We start from the raw sequence: 18,565 nt of genomic DNA on the forward strand, positions 1-18,565 counted from the left end.
GGAAAGTTTTTTTCGAAGCGAGCAGGGCCTGAACCCTGTGTTACGAAGCGGCCCCCTTTCGGAACCGGGTTGCAAAGGTAAGCACCTTTCCGTCCCGAACAAGCAGTAAAGCGAAGTTTTTTTTCTGCCCTGAACCTGCCCTCATCCTCTCTTTCCCGACGTTCCTGCTGAACCGGGATGCAAAAGTAGGCAAAAAGAACTGCGATGCAAGGCCCCCGCCAGAAAAAAACAGCCAGAATCCCCCCCTCTTAGCTAACGCACTCTAAGCGAGCGGGAATAGTTTTGTAGTAACTTCTCTAAAGGACAATATCGGCAAGTGCTTTACCTATGTGTGCCAATTAGACACCTTGCCTTCTGACTTCAACCCTCTTCTTTAAATGGAAAAAGCCCCAGCTAATGCCGGGGCTCCTTTCCTAATAATATACCTATAGCCTACGCTTGCACAGCCTCTCGCCTCATGGTGCTTTTTCTGTCCGGCCCCACCGACACAATCGTAATGGGCACTTGCAGATGCTCTTCCAGGAAAGACAGGTAGTTTTTGAATGCCTCAGGCAATTCCTCTATCGTCTCTATTTTGTTCAGGTCTACTTTCCAGCCTGGCAGGTCAACGTATACCGGTTCAATTTTAGACTCATCTAATGTATGCGGCACTCGGTCGGTTACCTCACCAGAGGCAAGTTTATAATGCGTACATACACTAATTGTATCAAACTCAGTCAGCACGTCAGCCTTCATCATGTTTAGCTGCGTTACGCCGTTCAGCATGATGGAGTACTTCAGGCTTGGTAGGTCTACCCAACCACAGCGGCGTGGACGGCCAGTAGTAGAACCGAACTCTCGGCCTGCCTGACGGATACTCTCCCCCACTTCATCTAACAATTCTGTCGGGAATGGCCCGCTACCCACACGGGTACAGTATGCTTTGAATATACCGTATACCTCCCCTATGTGCTGAGGGGCTACACCTAAGCCTGTGCAAGCGCCTGCCACTAAGGTGGTGGATGAAGTCACGAACGGGTATGTACCAAAGTCAACGTCTAGCAAGGCACCTTGCGCCCCTTCAGCTAAAATACGCTTTCCGTTCCTGATGGCATCGTTGATCATATACTCTGAGTCAACCAGTTTTAGGGTGCGGAGATAATCGATCGCTTCGAAGAAAGCCTGCTCCTGCTCGCCTAATTCGAGCTCTTGGCCATAGAAGCGCACAATGTTGCGGTGACGTTCTACCAGTCTGTCGTAGCATTCCTGGAAGTCATCAGCCAGGATATCGCCTACGCGTAGTCCTACACGACCGATCTTATCCTGGTAAGTAGGCCCGATGCCTTTCAGGGTAGATCCAATTTTACTGTTCCCTAGCGCCTCTTCCGATACTCTATCTAACACGCGGTGAGAAGGCAGAATCAAGGAAGCTTTCTTAGAAATAAAAAGGTTCTGGGCAGCATCAACGCCACGGTCCGTCAGCTTTTGCATCTCGGTGCGGAACACGATCGGGTCCAGCACCACGCCGTTGCCGATGATATTCTGTATGTGCGGATGGAAGATGCCGGAAGGTATTTGGTGAAGCACATGCTTGGTGCCTTCAAACTCTAAGGTATGACCTGCGTTTGGTCCGCCCTGGAAACGGGCTACAATGTCATAGGTCGGCGCCAGTACGTCAACTATTTTGCCTTTGCCTTCGTCTCCCCACTGCAGACCTATTAATATATCAACTGCCATTTAAGTATAAAATAAATTGATTCTCTTTAAGAAGTAAGCCGCAATTTATCACTATCACCAACTAAAACAAAACAACTGATTGCTAACAGCTTGCTTCGCAGAAGCGCAGCGCGAATCCCGACTACATCTATTGTCTTCCCAAATGTAGTGAATTTATTACTTTGTGCGAGGGCCATTCTTATATTATAGAAGCCAGCGCCTGAAATAGGCTACTATGGCATGGCGCCTTAATGCGCCGCATACTGAAACTCCTGCTGCGGCTTCACAACGTTTTTTTGTGCCGCCGTTTCCTTGCATCGAAACCGGGCGCCTGCCTCTTGTCGCAGCGGGCCCGGCTTAGCAGGCTTGACAGTTTGTTTCACCGACCGTGCATACACAACCAGCAAAGCACTCAGTAACACAAAGTTCTTGAATATGTACTGGCCCACTAAGCTCAGGCTTACAGGGAAACCTGTGAAAGTCTCATCCGGGAAAAACAGGAGGGGCAGAAAGGTGCTCAGCATGTGCCCTGCGGCCAAGTATACCGCCAAGCGCAAGCGGTACCGGAAAGTCAGGCAAAAGCCTAATGCGGTCTCGAAGGTGGCCAGCGCCAGAAGGGCGGCTTTGCCAGAGAGCAAACCGAATGTGAGCTCTTCGATTGTGTTGATGGCCAGCTGCTCTGCAGGGCTATAGTTCGGGAAAACTTAAGTAAACCAAAAAGGCTATAGATCAAGCCTACGCTCACGCGCAGAATGGTATGGCTGTGCAATTCAGCCCAACCCAGGCAGCGTGCCTCCAACTGCTGCGCAAATCTCATCCCTTTCCTCATCCATCCATTGCTTAACTGATACTGATAGGGTAAAGAAGGGAAATCTTGCATAACTATGCAACTGTGTGGCAGTAATAGGGGGCGTTGGGCAGGTATGGCAAATGGCGTTTGGCAGAAACTAGTAGATTGACTCCTTTAGGAACTGGGCGGCAAAACTGTCGTTTTCGGCAATGGTGAAGATGGCGTTTAGCTTGGTAACGATCAGCAGCTTGCGGATGTGGTCAGAAGGCTTGATGAGCACCAACTCGCCGCCGCGGTTCCGAAACTTGGTGAGCAACGAAACCAGCACACCCATCCCACTACTGTCCATGAACCGCACGTTCGAAAGGTCTATGGCACAAAGGAGCCTAATAGGTGGTTTTGTGCCATCTATTTCCTCTATCAGGCGCTGAGTATCGGCGCCCGCTACCAGGTCGCCGTCCAACCTGACAAAGAGAATGTCATCGCTGAGTTCTGTCTGATACTTCATGCTGTTGTTTCTGCTGCTCCTCTGTGGCTTTCCTGGCGCGGCAGTCGCCGCAGATACCGTATAAGTTAAGGGAATGATGTAAGATATGAAAATTCAGCAGGTCCCCGACCATCGTCTGGATATTATGAATGCGCGGATCGCAAAACTCCACTACTTTATGGCACTCGGTGCAAATCACGTGGTCGTGCTGCCGGAAACCGTAAGACTTTTCATACTGCGCCAGGTTGCGGCCAAACTGGTGCTTGCTTACCAGGTCGTTCTCTACCAAAAGGTCTAAGGTGTTGTAAACGGTGGCCCGGCTTACACGATAGTTCTTGTTCTTCATGCTGATGTAAAGCGACTCCACATCAAAATGGCCGTCCCGGGAGTAAATCTCCTCCAGGATCGCATACCGCTCCGGTGTTTTCCGAAGGCCTTTGCTTTCCAGGTAAGCCGTGAAAATCTTCTTTACTTCCTCAAACTTTACTATATCTAATGCCATCTTGTCTTTGCTGTTAGCCTCACTTAATCGAAGCGTTCTACCGTGAGAATACCATTTACTTTGCCCATGCGCTGCATCAGCTTATCCAAGTGCCCGGTATCGTTCACGAACACCATCAGGTTGCCCTCAAATATACCGTCGTTCGAGTCGATGGTAATAGAGCGCATGTTCACTTTTAAGCTTGTCGAGATCACCTTGGTCAGGTCGTTCACCAAGCCCACCCGGTCAGTCCCTTTAATACGGATACCCGCCAGGAAGGCAAGCTCTTTCTGGTCTGTCCACTTGGCCTTGATGATGCGGTTCCCATAGTTCGACATCAGCTCGATGCCGCGCTTGCAGGTTGTCCGGTGAATCTCAATGCCGCCGTCCTCGGTCTGGAAGCCAAACACATCGTCGCCTGGAATCGGATTGCAGCACTTGGCCACCTTGTAATCCTCCATGTTGGAGGTATTCTCCCCGATCACCAGCATGTCAGAATTTATACCCCGTATCTTCTGCACTTCCTTGTCAAACGACTTTGGCTCCAGCATCGAAGAGCCCTTTTCTGCCATGGCCGTAAAGATCACCTCTTTGATGCTCGTGCTGTCGATGTGGCCTGTGGCAATGCGGTAGTACAGGTCTTGCACTGTTGGCACATTAAAATAGGCCAGCAGTTTGTTCAGGTTAGCCTGCGTGTCCTGTACACCCAGTTCAGCCATTCGCTCGTCCAGAATCACCTTGCCTTCCTCAGCTTTGTTCTTCCGCTCCTCGCGCAAGGCATCCTTAATGCGGGTTCGGGCCCTGGAGGTCACAGCGTACTGCAGCCACTCTTCGTTCGGCTTCTGCTTCTGTGAGGTCAGGATCTCTACCTGATCTCCGTTCTTTAACTGGTAGCTCAACGGCACCAGTTTCTGGTTTACCTTCGCCCCGAGGCACTGCAAACCGATATGGGTATGGATCTCGAAAGCAAAGTCGAGGGCCGTGGCCTTGTCGGGCAGGATGATCAGATCACCTTTCGGGGTAAATACAAACACCTCTTCCACGAAAAGGTTTTTGCGAAACTCATCCATAAACTCCAGCGCGTTGGAGTTATTAGACTCCAGCATGTCACGCACCTTGTTTATCCAAAGTTCCAGCCCCGATTCCGCCGAGCCCACCCCTTCTGTTTTATACTTCCAATGGGCGGCATACCCGCGCTCTGCAATCTCGTCCATCCGATTGGTCCGGATTTGCACCTCCACCCACTGCCCCGATCGGCTCATCACGGTGGTATGCAACGACTCATACCCGTTTGCCTTCGGCGTGTTCACCCAATCGCGCAGGCGGTCCGGGCTCGGCTGGTAAAAGTCCGTGATGATGGAGTATACCTGCCAGCAAGCTGCCTTCTCATTCTCGAGCGGTACATCCAGTATAATCCGGATGGCAAACAGGTCATAGATCTCGTCGAAGGTGATGTTCTGCTTCTTGATCTTTTTCAGGATCGAGTAGATCGACTTCGGCCTTCCCTTGATCGCGAACTTAAAGCCGTATTTCCGCAGCTCCTCCTCAATCGGGTGGGTAAAGTCTTTGATAAACTTGTTCCGGGCACTGCGCGTCTGGCGTATCTTGTTGGAGATGTCCTTATAGGTGTCGGTGTCGGTGTACTTAAGGTATAGGTCCTCAAGTTCCGATTTGAAAGCATACAGGCCCAAACGATGCGCCAGCGGCGCGTACAGGTACATGGTCTCAGAGGCGATCTTCAGCTGCTTGTGGCGCGGCATGCTGTCAAGGGTACGCATGTTGTGCAGGCGGTCAGCCAGCTTGATCAGGATCACGCGCACATCGTCGCTCAAAGTGAGCAGCATTTTGCGGAAGTTCTCAGCCTGCTGCGAGGTGCCATAGTCAAACACGCCTGATATTTTGGTCAGTCCTTCGATGATCTTGGCCACACTTGGCCCGAACTCGCGCTCCACATCCGAAATCTCCATCTCGGTGTCTTCCACTACATCGTGCAGCAGCGCCGCCACAATGGAAGTGGTGCCCAGGCCTATTTCCTCTACCGCAATCTGGGCCACAGCCAAGGGGTGCAGGATGTATGGCTCGCCGGATTTGCGGCGCATGTCCTTATGCGCCTCCAGCGAAGTGTTGAATGCTTTTTTGATGATCTTGGCGTCGTTGTCCTTCAGAAAAGGCTTCGCGTACCGAAGTAATCGTCTGTAATGTCGCAGAATCTCTTTGCGTTCTACTTCTGGATCAATCATGGTAAACTATATCGGAGAACAGGGTATGGCAAGTGCCGGACTGAAGCACCCGTCGGTTTCCTGTATACATAACAAATAGGGTGGCTGTTTTATTCGTTCAAATATAACGGAATATAAAATGCAACCAATATGCCGCCACAGCAAAGCCAGCCGGCCACAGGGTTAGCTCTAAGGTAAAAAATATTTCAGAAAATTTTACGCCGGGTATTGCAATTAAAAAAACGGCTTGTAACTTTGCACCACTATTACAAACCAGCACACAACAAGCGGATGTGGCGAAATTGGTAGACGCACTAGACTTAGGATCTAGCGCTGCGAGGCATGGGGGTTCGAGTCCCTCCATCCGCACACTCACAAACCCTCAACAGCCCTGTTGGGGGTTTGTTTTTAGTAGATATTTCAAATATTAAAACTGATAAGCCTTGAATATTACATTAAACCAAACCGACAGCACCAACGCACAACTGAAGGTGGTTCTGGAAGAGGCCGATTACGCTTCTAAAGTAGACCAGCAGGTAAAAGAATACAGCAAGAAAGCCCAGATCAAGGGTTTCAGACCTGGCAAAGTGCCAACAGGGCTGGTGAAGAAAATGTATGGCAAGAGCATCCTGGTAGAGCAAATCAACACGCTGCTGCAGGAGGAGATCTCTAAATATATCCGTGAGAACGATGTGAAGCTTTTGGGTGAGCCGCTTCCTGAGCCGAACCAAAACGACATTGACTGGGACAACCAGAAAAACTTTGAGTTTAACTACGCTGTAGGCCTGCTGCCAGCCATTAACCTTCCGCTAGATAAAAGCGTAGAGGGCATTGCTATCGACGTAGACCAGAGCACTATCGACGAGGCGTATACTAACCTGAAGCGTCAGTTCGGCAAAACCACTAACCCAGAGACATCTGAAGAAGGCGACTTCATTTCTGGCCAACTGAAGGCTGTAGAAGGCGAGTTTGAGTCTACGACCCTGATCCCTACAAACCGTGTGGTGGAAGGCAAAGACAAGTTTGTAGGCGTGAAGGCGGGCGATGTAATCCGTTTTGACATCCGCAAGACATTTGGCGATGACAATGCTGCCCTGGCACACGTTACCGGCCTGAGCAAAGACGATGCGGCTAACCTGAACGGTGAGTTCGAGTTCACGGTAGATAAGATCAACCGCACAGAGCCTGCTGAACTGAACCAAGAACTTTTTGACAAGCTTTTCGGTAAAGACGAAGTAACTACTGAAGAAGAGTTCGACGCAAAACTGCGTGAGACGATCAAGGAGAACTATGAGCGCGAGGCAGACAACCTGCTGTACCGCAATATCATCGACACCTTGGTAGATAACCTGGATGTTGAATTGCCAACTGAGTTCTTCAAGCGTTGGTTAACTGTGACGAACGAAGGCAAACTGACGCCAGAGCAAATCGAGGAGAACTTCGATAAGTATGTGCGCGAGCTGAAGTGGTCGATGATCAAGAACAAAGTTGTAGAAGACAACGAGATCAAGGTAACGAACGAAGAGGTTGTTGAGGCCACGAAAGAGAAGATGCTTGCCCAGTTCAACATGCCGGAGATTCCGGAGGAGCTGCTGGAGAGCATGAACAACTATGCGCAGCAGTACCTGAACCAGGACAATGGCCGCAACTACATGCAGGAGTACGAGCAGCAGCTGGCTGAGAAAGTACTTGCTAAACTAAAAGAGCAGATGACTGTTGTAGAGAAGACCATCTCTGCAGAGGACTTCAGAAATGGTTCGTACGAATAAGCGAACCTAAAACTATATTTAAAAAAAGGTCCTTAATTCAAGGACCTTTTTTATTTTTGAGTAAAACCGTAAACCTAAACAAGATATGTTTAACAAAGACGAGTTCCGGAAATTTGCCGTAAAGGGCCAAGGCATGAGCGGCCTGGGTGTTGACCAATATATTAGCCACGTAGAAGGCAGAGCCATGCACACCATCGAGAGCATGACCCGATCCGTGATTGAGGAACGCCCTACCAACTTCCGTGAGATTGACGTATTCTCCCGCCTGATCATGGACCGCATCATTTTCCTTGGCACGCAGGTAGATGATTTTATCGCCAATATCATCACGGCGCAGCTGCTGTTCCTGGAATCAGCAGATGCAAAGAAAGACATCCTGTTATACATCAACAGCCCGGGTGGCTCGGTGTATGCCGGTTTGGGCATCTATGACACCATGCAGTATGTTAGCCCGGATGTGGCAACCATCTGTACCGGCCTTGCGGCCTCTATGGGTGCCGTGTTGCTAGCCGGTGGTGCCGCCAACAAGCGCTCTGCCCTGCCTCACTCCCGCATCATGATTCACCAGCCAATGGGCGGCGCTCAGGGCCAGGCCTCTGACATCGAGATCACAGCCCGTGAGATTCTGAAGCTGAAGAAAGAGCTTTACGAGATTCTAGCGCAGCACTCAGGCAAGTCTTACCAGGAGGTATACGACAACTCTGACCGTGACTACTGGATGAAGGCCGATGAAGCCAAAGAGTATGGCCTGATTGACGAAGTACTGGTTCGTAAGCAAGGATAACACCTGCTGCCAAGGCAGTACATTGCAAATGAAAAGCCCGCTCCTGTTACAGGTGCGGGTTTTTTATTTGCTCTTATTGCACCGTATAAATGCATAAATAGTGGTGCTTTTCTTAATAAAATCTCATAACCTCAAAAAAAATATCTTGGCGGCATGTCCCTACATTAGTCTTCACAAACAACTAACTTAAAGCCACTTACACATTCATATAAAAATAGAAATCTTAAAATTTTTGCCCCTGTTTTAACGCTATCGCAATATTTACCCTGAAAAAATTGTGCTCTAATAACTTTTCAATTTTGTACCTTTGCTTTAGGCCTTGGAATTCAGGGCCCGAATAATTTGGATCAACTGGTTCTTATGGCAGAAATTACTTGCTCATTTTGCGGCAAAAACAAAAAGGATGTATCGGTAATGATTTCCGGTATCAACGCGCACATTTGCGATCGTTGTATCGGGCAGGCACAGCAGATTCTGAACGAAGAGAATAAAATACGCGCAAACAGTCGCACTCCTAAGTTCAACCTGATGAAGCCGAAGGAGATGAAATCATACCTCGACCAATTTGTTGTTGGGCAGGATGAGGCGAAAAAGGTAATGTCGGTGGCGGTGTACAACCATTACAAGCGCCTGATGCAGCCTACCGAAAACGAGGAGGTAGTGATCGAGAAATCGAACATCATCATGGTAGGTGAGACAGGCACGGGCAAGACTTACTTAGCGCGTATGATGGCCGGTATTCTGCAGGTTCCTTTCTGCATCGCCGATGCCACTGTACTGACAGAGGCCGGTTATGTAGGCGAAGACGTAGAGAGCATCCTGACGCGCTTGCTGCAAGCCGCCGATTATAACGTTGAGTCTGCCGAGCGTGGCATTGTTTATATTGACGAGATAGACAAGATTGCCCGCAAGAGCGACAACCCGTCTATCACGCGTGATGTGAGCGGAGAGGGCGTTCAGCAGGCATTACTGAAGCTCTTGGAGGGTACGTCAGTAAACGTTCCGCCACAGGGAGGGCGCAAGCACCCGGAGCAGAAAATGATCACGGTTAACACCGAGAACATCCTCTTCATTTGCGGCGGCGCCTTCGTAGGTATCGACCGTCTGATCAAGAACCGCCTGAACACCCGCCCTATCGGATTCAACAAATCGAAGCAGGATGAGGCGGAGGAAAACGAGAACTTCCTGAAGTACCTGACAGCGCAAGACCTGAAGAACTTTGGTTTGATACCAGAGTTAATTGGCCGACTGCCTGTACTCACACATCTCGACCCACTGGACAAAGAGACCTTGCGCCTGATCCTGCTGGAGCCGAAGAACTCTATCGTGAAGCAGTACAAGCGCCTTTTCGAGATGGAAAACATTGCCTTGTCCTTTGATGAGAGTGCCCTGGAGTACATCGTGGAGAAAGCAGCAGAGTACAAACTCGGTGCCCGTGGCCTCCGCTCTATCTGTGAGGGTATCATGACGGACGCCATGTTCGAATTGCCCTCTGAGGAAGGCACCAAGGAACTGCTTATTACAGGGAAATATGCCCGCGAGAAATTTGAAAAATCAAGCCTGAAGCAACTGAAAGTAGCATAAGGCACAATCCCTATAAAACACAACGCCCCGACAGCTATACTGCCGGGGCGTTGTGTTTTATAGGTGAACTCAGAAATTGTAATACGCTTGAGGCCATTCTGACAGAATGTTGAATGGTTTCAAACACTGCCCTTTCTTATGATCAGAGCAACAGTATTCCCAGCTTTTCCGGGAGGCGCTGCGGGTAAGGCCCATTTATTTGTAGGTGTTGCGGTGCCGAACGCAGTGAGGCAGCCTGAGCAGAGCGAAAGAGGGCCCCTACCCCAGACGTAAAGCAGAAATGAAGCTATGGAAAATGGAGCTTGAGATTTAAAGCAAGCTTTTCTATTTCCCAATTTTACGTTTTCATAAGTCATTCCGAACGCTGGCTTTTTTCAGTTCTCGCCTCAAGAGTAGTCAAGATAACTGTTTGATGTTAAGATTTAGCCAGATCCTGCTCCAGGTAACCCACCATTAATTCAGCGGCACGTTCTGCTGTCCGGAAACTGCCAATCTTCTCGCGTACCAACGCATACCCCTCCTGCTGCTTGTTGATGAAGTGCTTGTCGAAAAGGATTTGCTTTAGCTCTGCAGTGATTTTCTTAGCCGTGAAATCATCCTGAATCAGCTCTGTCACCACTGGTTTGTCGGCTATCAGGTTAACGAGCGATATGTAAGGCACCTTGATCACCATCTTGCCGATGGTATAGGAGATTGCGCTGGTCTTGTAGCAAACGACCTGCGGTACGCCAAAAAGCGCCGTCTCCAGTGTAGCCGTGCCCGAAGTAACGAGCGCGGCCTTGGCATGTGCCAGCAAATCGAAGGCCTGGTCGTAGATGATCTTGATGTTCGGGTCTTTGTTATACTGCTCGTAATGCGACTTTGGTAGGTTAGATACCCCCGCCACGACAAACTGGTAGTCCCGGAAGGACGGTAGCACGCTCAGCATCACATGTAGCATGCCTTCTGTCTCCTGCTGCCGGCTACCCGGCAGTATAGCAATAATGGGCTTGTTATTATACAGCTTGTTCCGGGTTCTGAAGTCAGCGGTGCGCTCATGGTCTGTCACGGAGTCGTTCACGGGGTTGCCCACATAATCGACCTTGTAATCGAAGCGGGCATAGAAGTCCTCCTCGAAAGGCATGATCACGAACATGCGGTCCACCACCTTCTTGATCTTATGCACGCGGCCCTGGTTCCAGGCCCAGATTTTCGGGGAGATGTAATAGTATACCTTCAGTCCGCGCGCCTTGGCAAATTTGGCGATGCGCATGTTAAAGCCGGCGTAATCCACCAGAATTACTACATCAGGTTGGTATTGCGCGATATCGGCCTTGCACTCCTTCAGAAACCCAAGGATTTTGCCCAAGCTTTTGAACACTTCGGCAAAGCCCATAAAGGCCATCTCGCTGTAATGGCGCACGAGGTCCATACCTTCCGCCTGCATCATATCGCCGCCCCAACCCCGGATCTGCGCCTCTGGGTCTTTGGCCCGAAGCTGCTTGATCAGGTTTGAGGCATGCAGGTCGCCGGAGCGCTCTCCGGCTATGATATAATACTTCATGCGGTTATGTCTGTTTGCTGCTGCCAGCGTGGGTATAAGCCAAGGCAGCTAAATGAAATGAGGCGAAGCCTTTACTCGCCGAAATACTCAACGTAGTTTCGAGGCGTTTCGTACAGCTTCAGGCTATGCAGTTGCGCGTTTTTGTTTGAGATATCCTGCACACGCGGCTCCAGTATTTTCCAGAACTCCACGATCAGGTTTTCGGTGCTTGCCAGCTTATCCTCCATAAACGGCACATCCAGGTTCAGGTTCTTATGATCTACCTTGCTGATGATATGCGTGCGGATAAGCGTGCTGAGTTGCTTGAGGTCAATGACAAAACCTGTGTCCGGGTCGGGCTGGCCCTTCACCGTCACAATCAGCTCGTAATTGTGCCCATGCCAGTTGGTGTTGGCACATGGCCCGAAAACCTCTTTATTCTTCGCCAACGACCAGTTCGGGTTGTGCAGCTTATGGGCCGCGTTGAAGTGCTCTAACCTGCTTACGTAAATCATCTAACCTTTAAAATTGTAATTCTTTCTGAGTAGCAAATATACGAAGAAAGGAACACCAAAGAACGAAGTAATAATTCCAATCGGCAATCCGGCAGGCGGATAAAGCAAGCGTGCGAGCAGATCGCAGAGCAGCATGAAAAACCCGCCCACAAAAGCGCAAAAAAGCAGGTTAGTCTGCCCGGTGGTGCCCATCAGCCCCCGTGTCACATGCGGGATGATCAGCCCCACAAAACCGATCGGCCCGGAGGTAGCCACAGCAAAGCCCGTGACCAGTGACACCGTGCCCAAAATCACCCACCGGGTGCGCGCCACCGGCACGCCCAGCGCCTGCGCCCGCTCCTCGCCCAGCAATAGTATGTTCAGTTGCTTTTGATAGTATACAAACAGCAGCAAAGCGGATAGCAGCGCAACAGCGGGGTATGGCAACATCGCCCAGGTAGCACGCTCAAAGCTACCCATCGACCAGAAGATAACCGTGCGCAGCTTGCTCTCAGAATCAGACAGGAACGTGAGCAGCCCCACCATGGCCGTGCCCAGCGAGCTGATAGCAATACCTGCTAATAGTAACTGAGAGGGTATAAGCTGCCGCTTGCGGTAGCCAAGTGCCACCACTATCAACGTAACGGCAAAGGCCCCAAGCAGCGCAAAGATGGGTGGCATGTAGATACCTAACACTGTGATCGGCACGAAGCCAAAAAACACTATGATTGCACCTAAGGAAGCTCCGGAGGCTGTGCCTAAGAGGTATGGGTCGGCCAGGCCGTTGTTCACCATGGCTTGCATCAGGTAACCGGCAAGCGCCAGCGAAGCACCCACCACCAAGGCCAGCAGCAGGCGCGGCAGGCGCAGGTGCAGGATGGCGAAGTGCGTGGTGTTAGCCGGGTCATAGTGCAGGAAGGCATCAGCCAGGGTATAAAGATCCGACTCAAAAGAACCGACCTGCAGGCCTAGCACCAGCACTAACAGGATAAGCAAGAAGGCGCCTAAAAAGAATAACGCTCTGCTCATGGGTAAAGGAATTTTTCCAGCTCCCGGATAGAGTCCACCACGCGTGGCGAGGGCCGGGCCATCAGGTCGAAGCTTGGACTATACATGCGTTTATTTTGATAGGCTTTTGTTTTCCGCAACTCAGGGTAAATGTCGAAGAAGCTCTCTTCCAGTTCCTCTGGCGTCCCTCCCAAAATCACATCGGGGTTGGCTTTCAGGATATACTCCCGGGTCAGGGCATCGTAGGTTTCGGGCACGGCGTTCCGGGCACCCAAAATCCGTAGCTTGTCTGTCAGCACTGTGCTGGGGCCATAAACATAAATAGGGTCGAAACCAGCCAGGCCCAGTACCTGAAGCGGCTGTTCGTTCTGTTGATGCCGTGCCGCAATCAGCCTTACTTCCTGCCGCAGCGAATCCGCATACCGATTGGCCTGCTCCTGGCGGTTCATGATCGCCCCGATATCCTCCAAACCACTGAAGATATCCTCCACCGACGCATACTTTTGATAATACACCGGTATGCCCAATTCTTCCAGTCGAGCGGCTACATCCAGCGGGGTGATGCCCTCCACGGTAAAGATTAGGTCGGGCTTTAGGGCCAGCACCTGCTCAAAATCCACGGGGTAATTGTTCACGACAGGTTTTGAGAGGACCGCAGCCGGGTAGTCATCATTTTGGGTGCGGCCCACGATACTGCTGGTGTCCAGCACGGCAAACAACATCTCTGTCATCGAGGTGGCAAGTGCCATAACGCGTTCAGGCTGCCCTTTTATCTTTAATTCACGCCCCAGATCGTCTTCCAGAATAATGGCAGCCTGCTTTTGCTGTTCTGGTTGGCTACAGGCTCCTAAAAGAATTAATAAGCACAGGTAAATTGGGTATAGGTAGGGCAAACGCTGCTTCTTTTTCAATCGATTGGGTTGTTTATGTATCATCTTAAGCCAAGTCGGCTCCATTTATTTTAGTAAATTTAACGCAATTTACGTTAGAGGTCTAAAAACTGAAGTATGATCGTAGTAACCGGTGCCGCAGGTTTCATCCCAAGCTGCCTTGTGGGCAGGCTGAACCAGGCCAATTTCAATGATATTGTAGTGGTGGACAATTTCTCTGTCGCCAAAAAAGAAGATAACCTGAAGGGCAAAAAGATAAAGGAGTTTGTGGATCGTGATAACTTTTTCGAGTGGCTCGATGAGCGCTACGAAGAAGTGGAGTTCATCTTTCACCTCGGGGCCCGCACCGACACCACCGAGTTTAACAAGGATGTGTTTGACCTCCTGAACCTGAATTACTCCAAGAAGGTATGGAACGCCTGCTGCGAGTACCAGATTCCGCTGGTATACGCCTCGTCAGCGGCCACCTATGGCTCGGGCACTTTAGGGTATGACGATGACGAAGCCACCATTCCGTTGCTGAAGCCGCTAAACCCTTACGGCGACTCCAAGAACGATTTTGACATCTGGGCGCTGGAGCAAACAGCCAAGCCTTTCTTCTGGGCTGGCCTGAAGTTCTTCAACGTGTATGGCCCGAACGAATACCACAAAGGCAAAATGGCTTCGGTCATTTACCATGCCTACCAGCAGATAAAGGCTAAGGGAAGCATGACGCTGTTCCGCTCGCACAACCCCAACTATGCCGACGGGGAGCAGATGCGTGACTTCGTTTACGTGAAGGATGTAGTGGATGTGTGCCTTTTCCTGATGCACCACCGCAAAAACTCGGGTATCTACAACCTCGGCTCGGGCCAGGCCCGCACCTTTATGGCGCTTGCCCTGAACACCTTTGATGCCATGGGCGTGGAACCCAACATCGACTTTATGGACACACCGGAGACTATCCGCGACAATTACCAGTACTTCACGGAAGCCAACATGAGCAAGCTTCGCTCCATCGGATACGACAAGCCTTTTTATACCCTCGAGGAGGGCGTGAAGGATTACGTGCAGAATTACCTGATTCCGGGGAAGTATTATTAAACGATTAATTAGACTAGCAAAAAAGGGGGCCTGAAACAAACATAGCTGATTCAGGCCCCCTTTTTTATGCCTCTCTGCTTGCGCAAGTGCAGGTTACGCCCCAAGGCTATCATTGAACGGATTCTGTCATTTCGACCAGCGGGAGAAATCTGCTACTCGGATAGAGTGGAGAAAAGTTCAGATTTCTCCCGCTGGTCGAAATGACAATACTTTGTTAATGGCATTGGGTTGCGACCTGTCGCTATGAAGCATGACAGGTTTAACAGTTCTCTTAGAACAGCACCGACACCTGGGTGCGGCCGGTGTGCACGGCCCCTACCCCATTGGCCTTGCGTCCGTCGTAGTTCAGCGAGATATTGAGGCCGTTGCTCAGGCGCTGCTGCAGGTTCAGCGACCAGGTGATGTTATTGCCGGGGCGTAGGGCGTTCAATATTTCATACCCCACATAGGAGAAGGCATCGCCGGTAAAGTCGATATTGACATACTTCAAGTTACCGGTAAAGGTGCGCTTGCTCACCTGGCTCAGTTTGGCCTCTATCCCCAGTTCATGAAAGGCGCCCTGCTGTTCTGTCTCTGCCTGAGTCAGCACATCCTCTCGCACAGAGAACTGGTATTTTCCCGTAAACCGCAGCATGGTATTGGGCTGATAGGATAGCTCAGGCGACACTTCGCGAGTCTCGATCTCAAAGTTTTTAGAGGTCAGGAAATTCGACTGGTTCTCGCGCACATTTAAACCTAATGTCAGCTGCGAGCTCAGCACCTCGTTTAGGTTCAGCCTTCCGGCCAGCACGTGGCTGCCGATGTTCCGGGTCTCGGTACCGTTGGTGAGCAGCGACTTCTGCTGGTTTTGCTGCACCGTGTACTCCATGCCATACTTCGGGTTGCTGCGGTTAAAGTACACGGTATGGCGCATGCTCTTCACCAGCGAAAGCAGGAACTGGTCTTCAATATCCTCGGCAAAGGGGTTAAAGCGTCGGCTTAGGTTATCATCGGTCGTTTTTTTGTCGATGCTGACAAAGGTGAGCATTGAGAAATGGGTCAGGGAAGCCTTGATACCTTTTGCTGCGCGCCAGCTACGGGGGGCATTGCTCGCCAAGCGATACGTAAAACGGTTAGTGAAGGCATTGACGTACTCGTCGGTGGGCAGGTAAATCTTGATGTACCGCTGCTGGTCTACGGTCTGCGCTTCCAGGTAATCGTTCAGGTTGCTCACCTGTCCGCCCTCTCGCAGGTAGTGCGTCCCCTGCCCCGGCAAGGTCTCCTGGAAAATATAGATGCGCTTCAGCTCCCGGCCTGTGCCGGTGGCATAGCTCAACTCCGAGCGCAAACTGCCATCCAGAAAAGCCGCCGTCCAGTCCACCCGCGACTGTATTGTTTCCTCGTCCTTACCGTTGGCTACCTGTAGTTTGCGGTAAGTACCTTGTAGGGTCAAGTCGCTTTCGGCTCCAAGCCGGGCTTGCATCGTTGCGTTAAAAGTCTGCCCTATCTCCGGTTGGCCTAAGGTGCCGTTCCCGGTCGGGCGCTGGTCAGTGCGGTGGCTGTAATCGAACCGGAAACGGGTCTGAAGCGAGTCGCCGCTTTCCACATATACCACATGCTCCTCAAAATACATCGCCGAACCGATCACTGAGTCCGTATTCAAAGCCGTCAGCTTGTTTTTATCGAAACGATAGGTATAGCCCGGCGTCACTTTGCCAAGGTCGTAGGCGATTCCCATGTCGCCGCGGAACCACTCCGATGCCCGCTGCCCCTGCTCGCTATTGAGCATGAACAGGTGGTTGCGGAGCGTCACATTGCCCAGTTTCTTCAGCACATCTAGGTAATGCTGCACCCCGTCGAGTTGCTCGGCGCGGTAGCGCCTGCTGATGCGGTAGTTCACCAGGTTGGCCGCATCCTGCGCCGCCCCCACCGAGAAGTTTAAGATATGGTCCTCGGCTTTTTCTGTCGTCAGCAAACTCCAGTCGCGGTCAAACTCAATGGGGCGGTATCGGTCGATGGGTGAAAAGTTCTCGTCGGTGTATTCGTAGTTCAGCGCGCTGTTGAGTTTATACCTCCCCAGCATTTTCACCTCCTTGTCCTGCACCAGGTAGCCCACCCGCATGGCTTTCCCTTGATCGTCTCCGGCATCGCGTTCGGAGAAGCGGTTAACATCGTTTTCGGAAGCAGCCCCTTCCACAAAAAAACTGACGCCCTGCTGCAGTTCGTAACTGCTCCCTACTGTAATCAGCTGCTTTTTCTTCGGTGTTGGCAATACCCGCAAGGGGGTATAATTCCCTTGTCGTACCCCGCTTCGGGGAGCCACCCAGCGGTATACCCTCCCATTAACAGCGCTGTTGGCCAGCTCGTAATCGCCGTTGTTCGGCCCTACCTCCGTGAAGTTCACGTTGTAAAAGGCAGCGTCCGGGGAGTTGGAATAGACAAAGACAGAAGCCATCGTCAGGCCATCATTATACAGCGTATCACGGCGGGCATAAAGCACTTTCGTCGGGTTGAAAGCCACACTGTCGGCTCCGCTGCCCACGGCCAGGTGCAGGCTATCGCCCACGCTGGCAAGCAGGCGCTTTTCCTCGTCCTGCAGGTTCAGGTTGATGAGGTTGTTGGGGTTGTCGGACTCGTTGTAGTAATTGCCATACACTTTCAGCTTCCCGAAATTCTGGTAATGGCTGAGGTTGTAAATGCCGCGGCTATAATTCTGGTCCGAATACTCAAAATCAACTTTAAGCCGACTGTTTTTAGTGATGACGTGGCGCGTCGTGAAGGTAATCTCGGCCTGGTTGTAGTCGATCACATAATCATAGTCATACCCCCGTTGCAGCAGGCGGCCATCCAGGAAAACCCGCTCTGAGTTGGCCAGCACAATAATAAAGCGCTCGTTGTTTGGGCCCCGCAAGCGGTATGGCCCCAGCACTCCTTCCTGCGCCTGTAACACCTGCGAGGCAAACTTGCCTTTCGAGACGGAAGCTGCCACGGTAGTTACCCCTTCCTTGCCCGGTGGGCCAAGTTTCGTCTCAAACGCAGCGCCCTGCACGTTTTTATAATACTGCATGAAGTAAGAAGGCCTGCTCCGCAGCACTACATCGCCCGCCGTCAGTTGCCAGAGCCGGTGTTGCAGCGTAATGTACACCTTGTCGAACTCCTGGAGTTGTTGTGTATTGCCCTCCGGCTGAAACGGGATGTTCTGGTCCGTGATAGCCGCTGTGATGCTGATGTCGTCGGTGAGCTTTCCGTCCAGTTGCAGGTTCAGGGCCGAGTTCACGAATACGTTTTGGGTATTGCCAAAAGAGATGCCCCGCGAAATGCTGCCCGTTTTGTTCAGGCCCGGTGTCCGGAAAATCTCCTCTTTGGTAGCGATATCCTCCCGGTAAAAACCTTCCCGGAAGGAGTTCACCTCCAGCTTGGTGATATCGCGTTTAAAGGCCGGCTTGGTGAGGTTCAGCGGCAACACCCGGAAACAAACCAACACCGAGTCGCGCAGGGCCTGCATGGTACCCAGCGTGTCGATGGCAATGGAATCCGAGGCAGGAAAACGGGTGAGGGTAAACTCGTTCAGGGTATAATTGTAGTCGAAGGCGAAGGCCTCTTTCTTCGGATGGGTAAAGGTAACCGAACTGGGCACCAGCGTCAGGGAGTCGAGTTGCTGCGGGAAGGAGGAGACCGGCAATAGCACACAGCGCCTGTTGTTCAGCAGCGGCGCCTGCGCCATCAGCGGCAGACTCAGCCCAAACAATAGCACCAGCATGTATAAACCCCTCCACCCCA

The 18,565-nt window shown here is 51.3% G+C and carries 14 protein-coding genes and 1 tRNA gene; 5 read left to right on the forward strand and 10 right to left on the reverse strand.

Annotation, left to right across the window (positions count from 1 at the left end; translation table 11 throughout):
• Positions 1-432 precede the first annotated feature (432 nt).
• From ACXYMU_RS13630 to ACXYMU_RS13650, 5 genes are all read right to left on the reverse strand, one after another.
• Positions 433-1,716 (reverse strand): adenylosuccinate synthase, encoded by a 1,284-nt coding sequence (locus ACXYMU_RS13630; protein ID WP_458986958.1) that lies wholly within the window; start codon positions 1,714-1,716, stop codon positions 433-435.
• A 227-nt stretch (positions 1,717-1,943) separates the two neighbouring features.
• Complete coding sequence (locus ACXYMU_RS13635) at positions 1,944-2,333, reverse strand: hypothetical protein (protein ID WP_458986959.1); 390 nt, start codon at positions 2,331-2,333, stop codon at positions 1,944-1,946.
• A gap of 309 nt (positions 2,334-2,642) precedes the next feature.
• Positions 2,643-2,993, reverse strand: coding sequence for an STAS domain-containing protein (locus ACXYMU_RS13640; RefSeq protein WP_458986960.1), 351 nt, complete (start codon positions 2,991-2,993; stop codon positions 2,643-2,645).
• Positions 2,965-3,474, reverse strand: coding sequence for a Fur family transcriptional regulator (locus tag ACXYMU_RS13645; protein WP_458986961.1), 510 nt, complete (start codon positions 3,472-3,474; stop codon positions 2,965-2,967). Before ACXYMU_RS13645 ends, ACXYMU_RS13640 begins: the two co-directional genes overlap by 29 nt.
• 23 nt (positions 3,475-3,497) lie before the next feature.
• A complete protein-coding gene (locus ACXYMU_RS13650) occupies positions 3,498-5,693 on the reverse strand; it encodes a RelA/SpoT family protein (RefSeq protein ID WP_458986962.1) in 2,196 nt (731 codons plus the stop codon).
• Positions 5,694-5,959: 266 nt separating this feature from the next.
• On the opposite strand from ACXYMU_RS13650, the gene ACXYMU_RS13655 reads away from it, so the two are divergent.
• The 4 genes from ACXYMU_RS13655 (at position 5,960) to clpX (ending at position 9,809) form a co-directional block, all read left to right on the forward strand.
• Positions 5,960-6,041: transfer RNA gene (locus ACXYMU_RS13655), tRNA-Leu, on the forward strand.
• 74 nt (positions 6,042-6,115) lie between these two features.
• Positions 6,116-7,441 carry a trigger factor gene (gene tig, locus ACXYMU_RS13660; RefSeq protein ID WP_458986963.1) on the forward strand — a complete coding sequence of 442 codons (1,326 nt, stop codon included), beginning with the start codon at positions 6,116-6,118 and terminating at the stop codon, positions 7,439-7,441.
• A gap of 85 nt (positions 7,442-7,526) precedes the next feature.
• Positions 7,527-8,225, forward strand: coding sequence for a ClpP family protease (locus ACXYMU_RS13665; RefSeq protein WP_458986964.1), 699 nt, complete (start codon positions 7,527-7,529; stop codon positions 8,223-8,225).
• A 360-nt stretch (positions 8,226-8,585) separates the two neighbouring features.
• Positions 8,586-9,809 (forward strand): ATP-dependent Clp protease ATP-binding subunit ClpX, encoded by a 1,224-nt coding sequence (clpX, locus tag ACXYMU_RS13670; RefSeq protein ID WP_458986965.1) that lies wholly within the window; start codon positions 8,586-8,588, stop codon positions 9,807-9,809.
• 415 nt (positions 9,810-10,224) lie between these two features.
• On the opposite strand, the gene lpxB is transcribed toward clpX, so the two are convergent.
• The 4 genes from lpxB to ACXYMU_RS13690 all read right to left on the reverse strand — a co-directional run bounded on the left by lpxB (position 10,225) and on the right by ACXYMU_RS13690 (position 13,744).
• On the reverse strand, positions 10,225-11,352 hold the full coding sequence (gene lpxB, locus ACXYMU_RS13675; protein WP_458986966.1) for a lipid-A-disaccharide synthase: 1,128 nt from the start codon (positions 11,350-11,352) through the stop codon (positions 10,225-10,227).
• A 71-nt stretch (positions 11,353-11,423) separates the two neighbouring features.
• Complete coding sequence (locus ACXYMU_RS13680) at positions 11,424-11,846, reverse strand: 6-pyruvoyl trahydropterin synthase family protein (protein WP_458986967.1); 423 nt, start codon at positions 11,844-11,846, stop codon at positions 11,424-11,426.
• Positions 11,847-12,854: a FecCD family ABC transporter permease gene (locus tag ACXYMU_RS13685; RefSeq protein WP_458986968.1), complete on the reverse strand. Its 1,008-nt coding sequence runs from the start codon at positions 12,852-12,854 to the stop codon at positions 11,847-11,849.
• Entirely contained in the window at positions 12,851-13,744 is an 894-nt protein-coding gene (locus ACXYMU_RS13690; RefSeq protein ID WP_458986969.1) for an ABC transporter substrate-binding protein, read from the reverse strand. Before ACXYMU_RS13690 ends, ACXYMU_RS13685 begins: the two co-directional genes overlap by 4 nt.
• A 96-nt stretch (positions 13,745-13,840) precedes the next feature.
• On the opposite strand from ACXYMU_RS13690, the gene rfaD reads away from it, so the two are divergent.
• On the forward strand, positions 13,841-14,806 hold the full coding sequence (rfaD, locus tag ACXYMU_RS13695; RefSeq protein WP_458986970.1) for an ADP-glyceromanno-heptose 6-epimerase: 966 nt from the start codon (positions 13,841-13,843) through the stop codon (positions 14,804-14,806).
• Between the two features lie 271 nt (positions 14,807-15,077).
• On the opposite strand, the gene ACXYMU_RS13700 is transcribed toward rfaD, so the two are convergent.
• Entirely contained in the window at positions 15,078-18,545 is a 3,468-nt protein-coding gene (locus tag ACXYMU_RS13700; protein WP_458986971.1) for a hypothetical protein, read from the reverse strand.
• Positions 18,546-18,565: the final 20 nt, after the last annotated feature.

This window comes from Pontibacter sp. CAU 1760 (assembly GCF_054482735.1).

What these genes read in the sequence shown, in the direction of transcription:
- ACXYMU_RS13630 (WP_458986958.1), bottom strand. Translation starts at nt 1,716, where the DNA reads ATGGCAGTTGATATATTAATAGGTCTGCAGTGGGGAGACGAAGGCAAA.
- ACXYMU_RS13640 (WP_458986960.1), bottom strand. Translation starts at nt 2,993, where the DNA reads ATGAAGTATCAGACAGAACTCAGCGATGACATTCTCTTTGTCAGGTTG.
- ACXYMU_RS13645 (WP_458986961.1), bottom strand. Translation starts at nt 3,474, where the DNA reads ATGGCATTAGATATAGTAAAGTTTGAGGAAGTAAAGAAGATTTTCACG.
- ACXYMU_RS13650 (WP_458986962.1), bottom strand. Translation starts at nt 5,693, where the DNA reads ATGATTGATCCAGAAGTAGAACGCAAAGAGATTCTGCGACATTACAGA.
- ACXYMU_RS13665 (WP_458986964.1), top strand. Translation starts at nt 7,527, where the DNA reads ATGTTTAACAAAGACGAGTTCCGGAAATTTGCCGTAAAGGGCCAAGGC.
- clpX (WP_458986965.1), top strand. Translation starts at nt 8,586, where the DNA reads ATGGCAGAAATTACTTGCTCATTTTGCGGCAAAAACAAAAAGGATGTA.
- lpxB (WP_458986966.1), bottom strand. Translation starts at nt 11,352, where the DNA reads ATGAAGTATTATATCATAGCCGGAGAGCGCTCCGGCGACCTGCATGCC.
- ACXYMU_RS13680 (WP_458986967.1), bottom strand. Translation starts at nt 11,846, where the DNA reads ATGATTTACGTAAGCAGGTTAGAGCACTTCAACGCGGCCCATAAGCTG.
- ACXYMU_RS13685 (WP_458986968.1), bottom strand. Translation starts at nt 12,854, where the DNA reads ATGAGCAGAGCGTTATTCTTTTTAGGCGCCTTCTTGCTTATCCTGTTA.
- rfaD (WP_458986970.1), top strand. Translation starts at nt 13,841, where the DNA reads ATGATCGTAGTAACCGGTGCCGCAGGTTTCATCCCAAGCTGCCTTGTG.
- ACXYMU_RS13700 (WP_458986971.1), bottom strand. Translation starts at nt 18,545, where the DNA reads ATGCTGGTGCTATTGTTTGGGCTGAGTCTGCCGCTGATGGCGCAGGCG.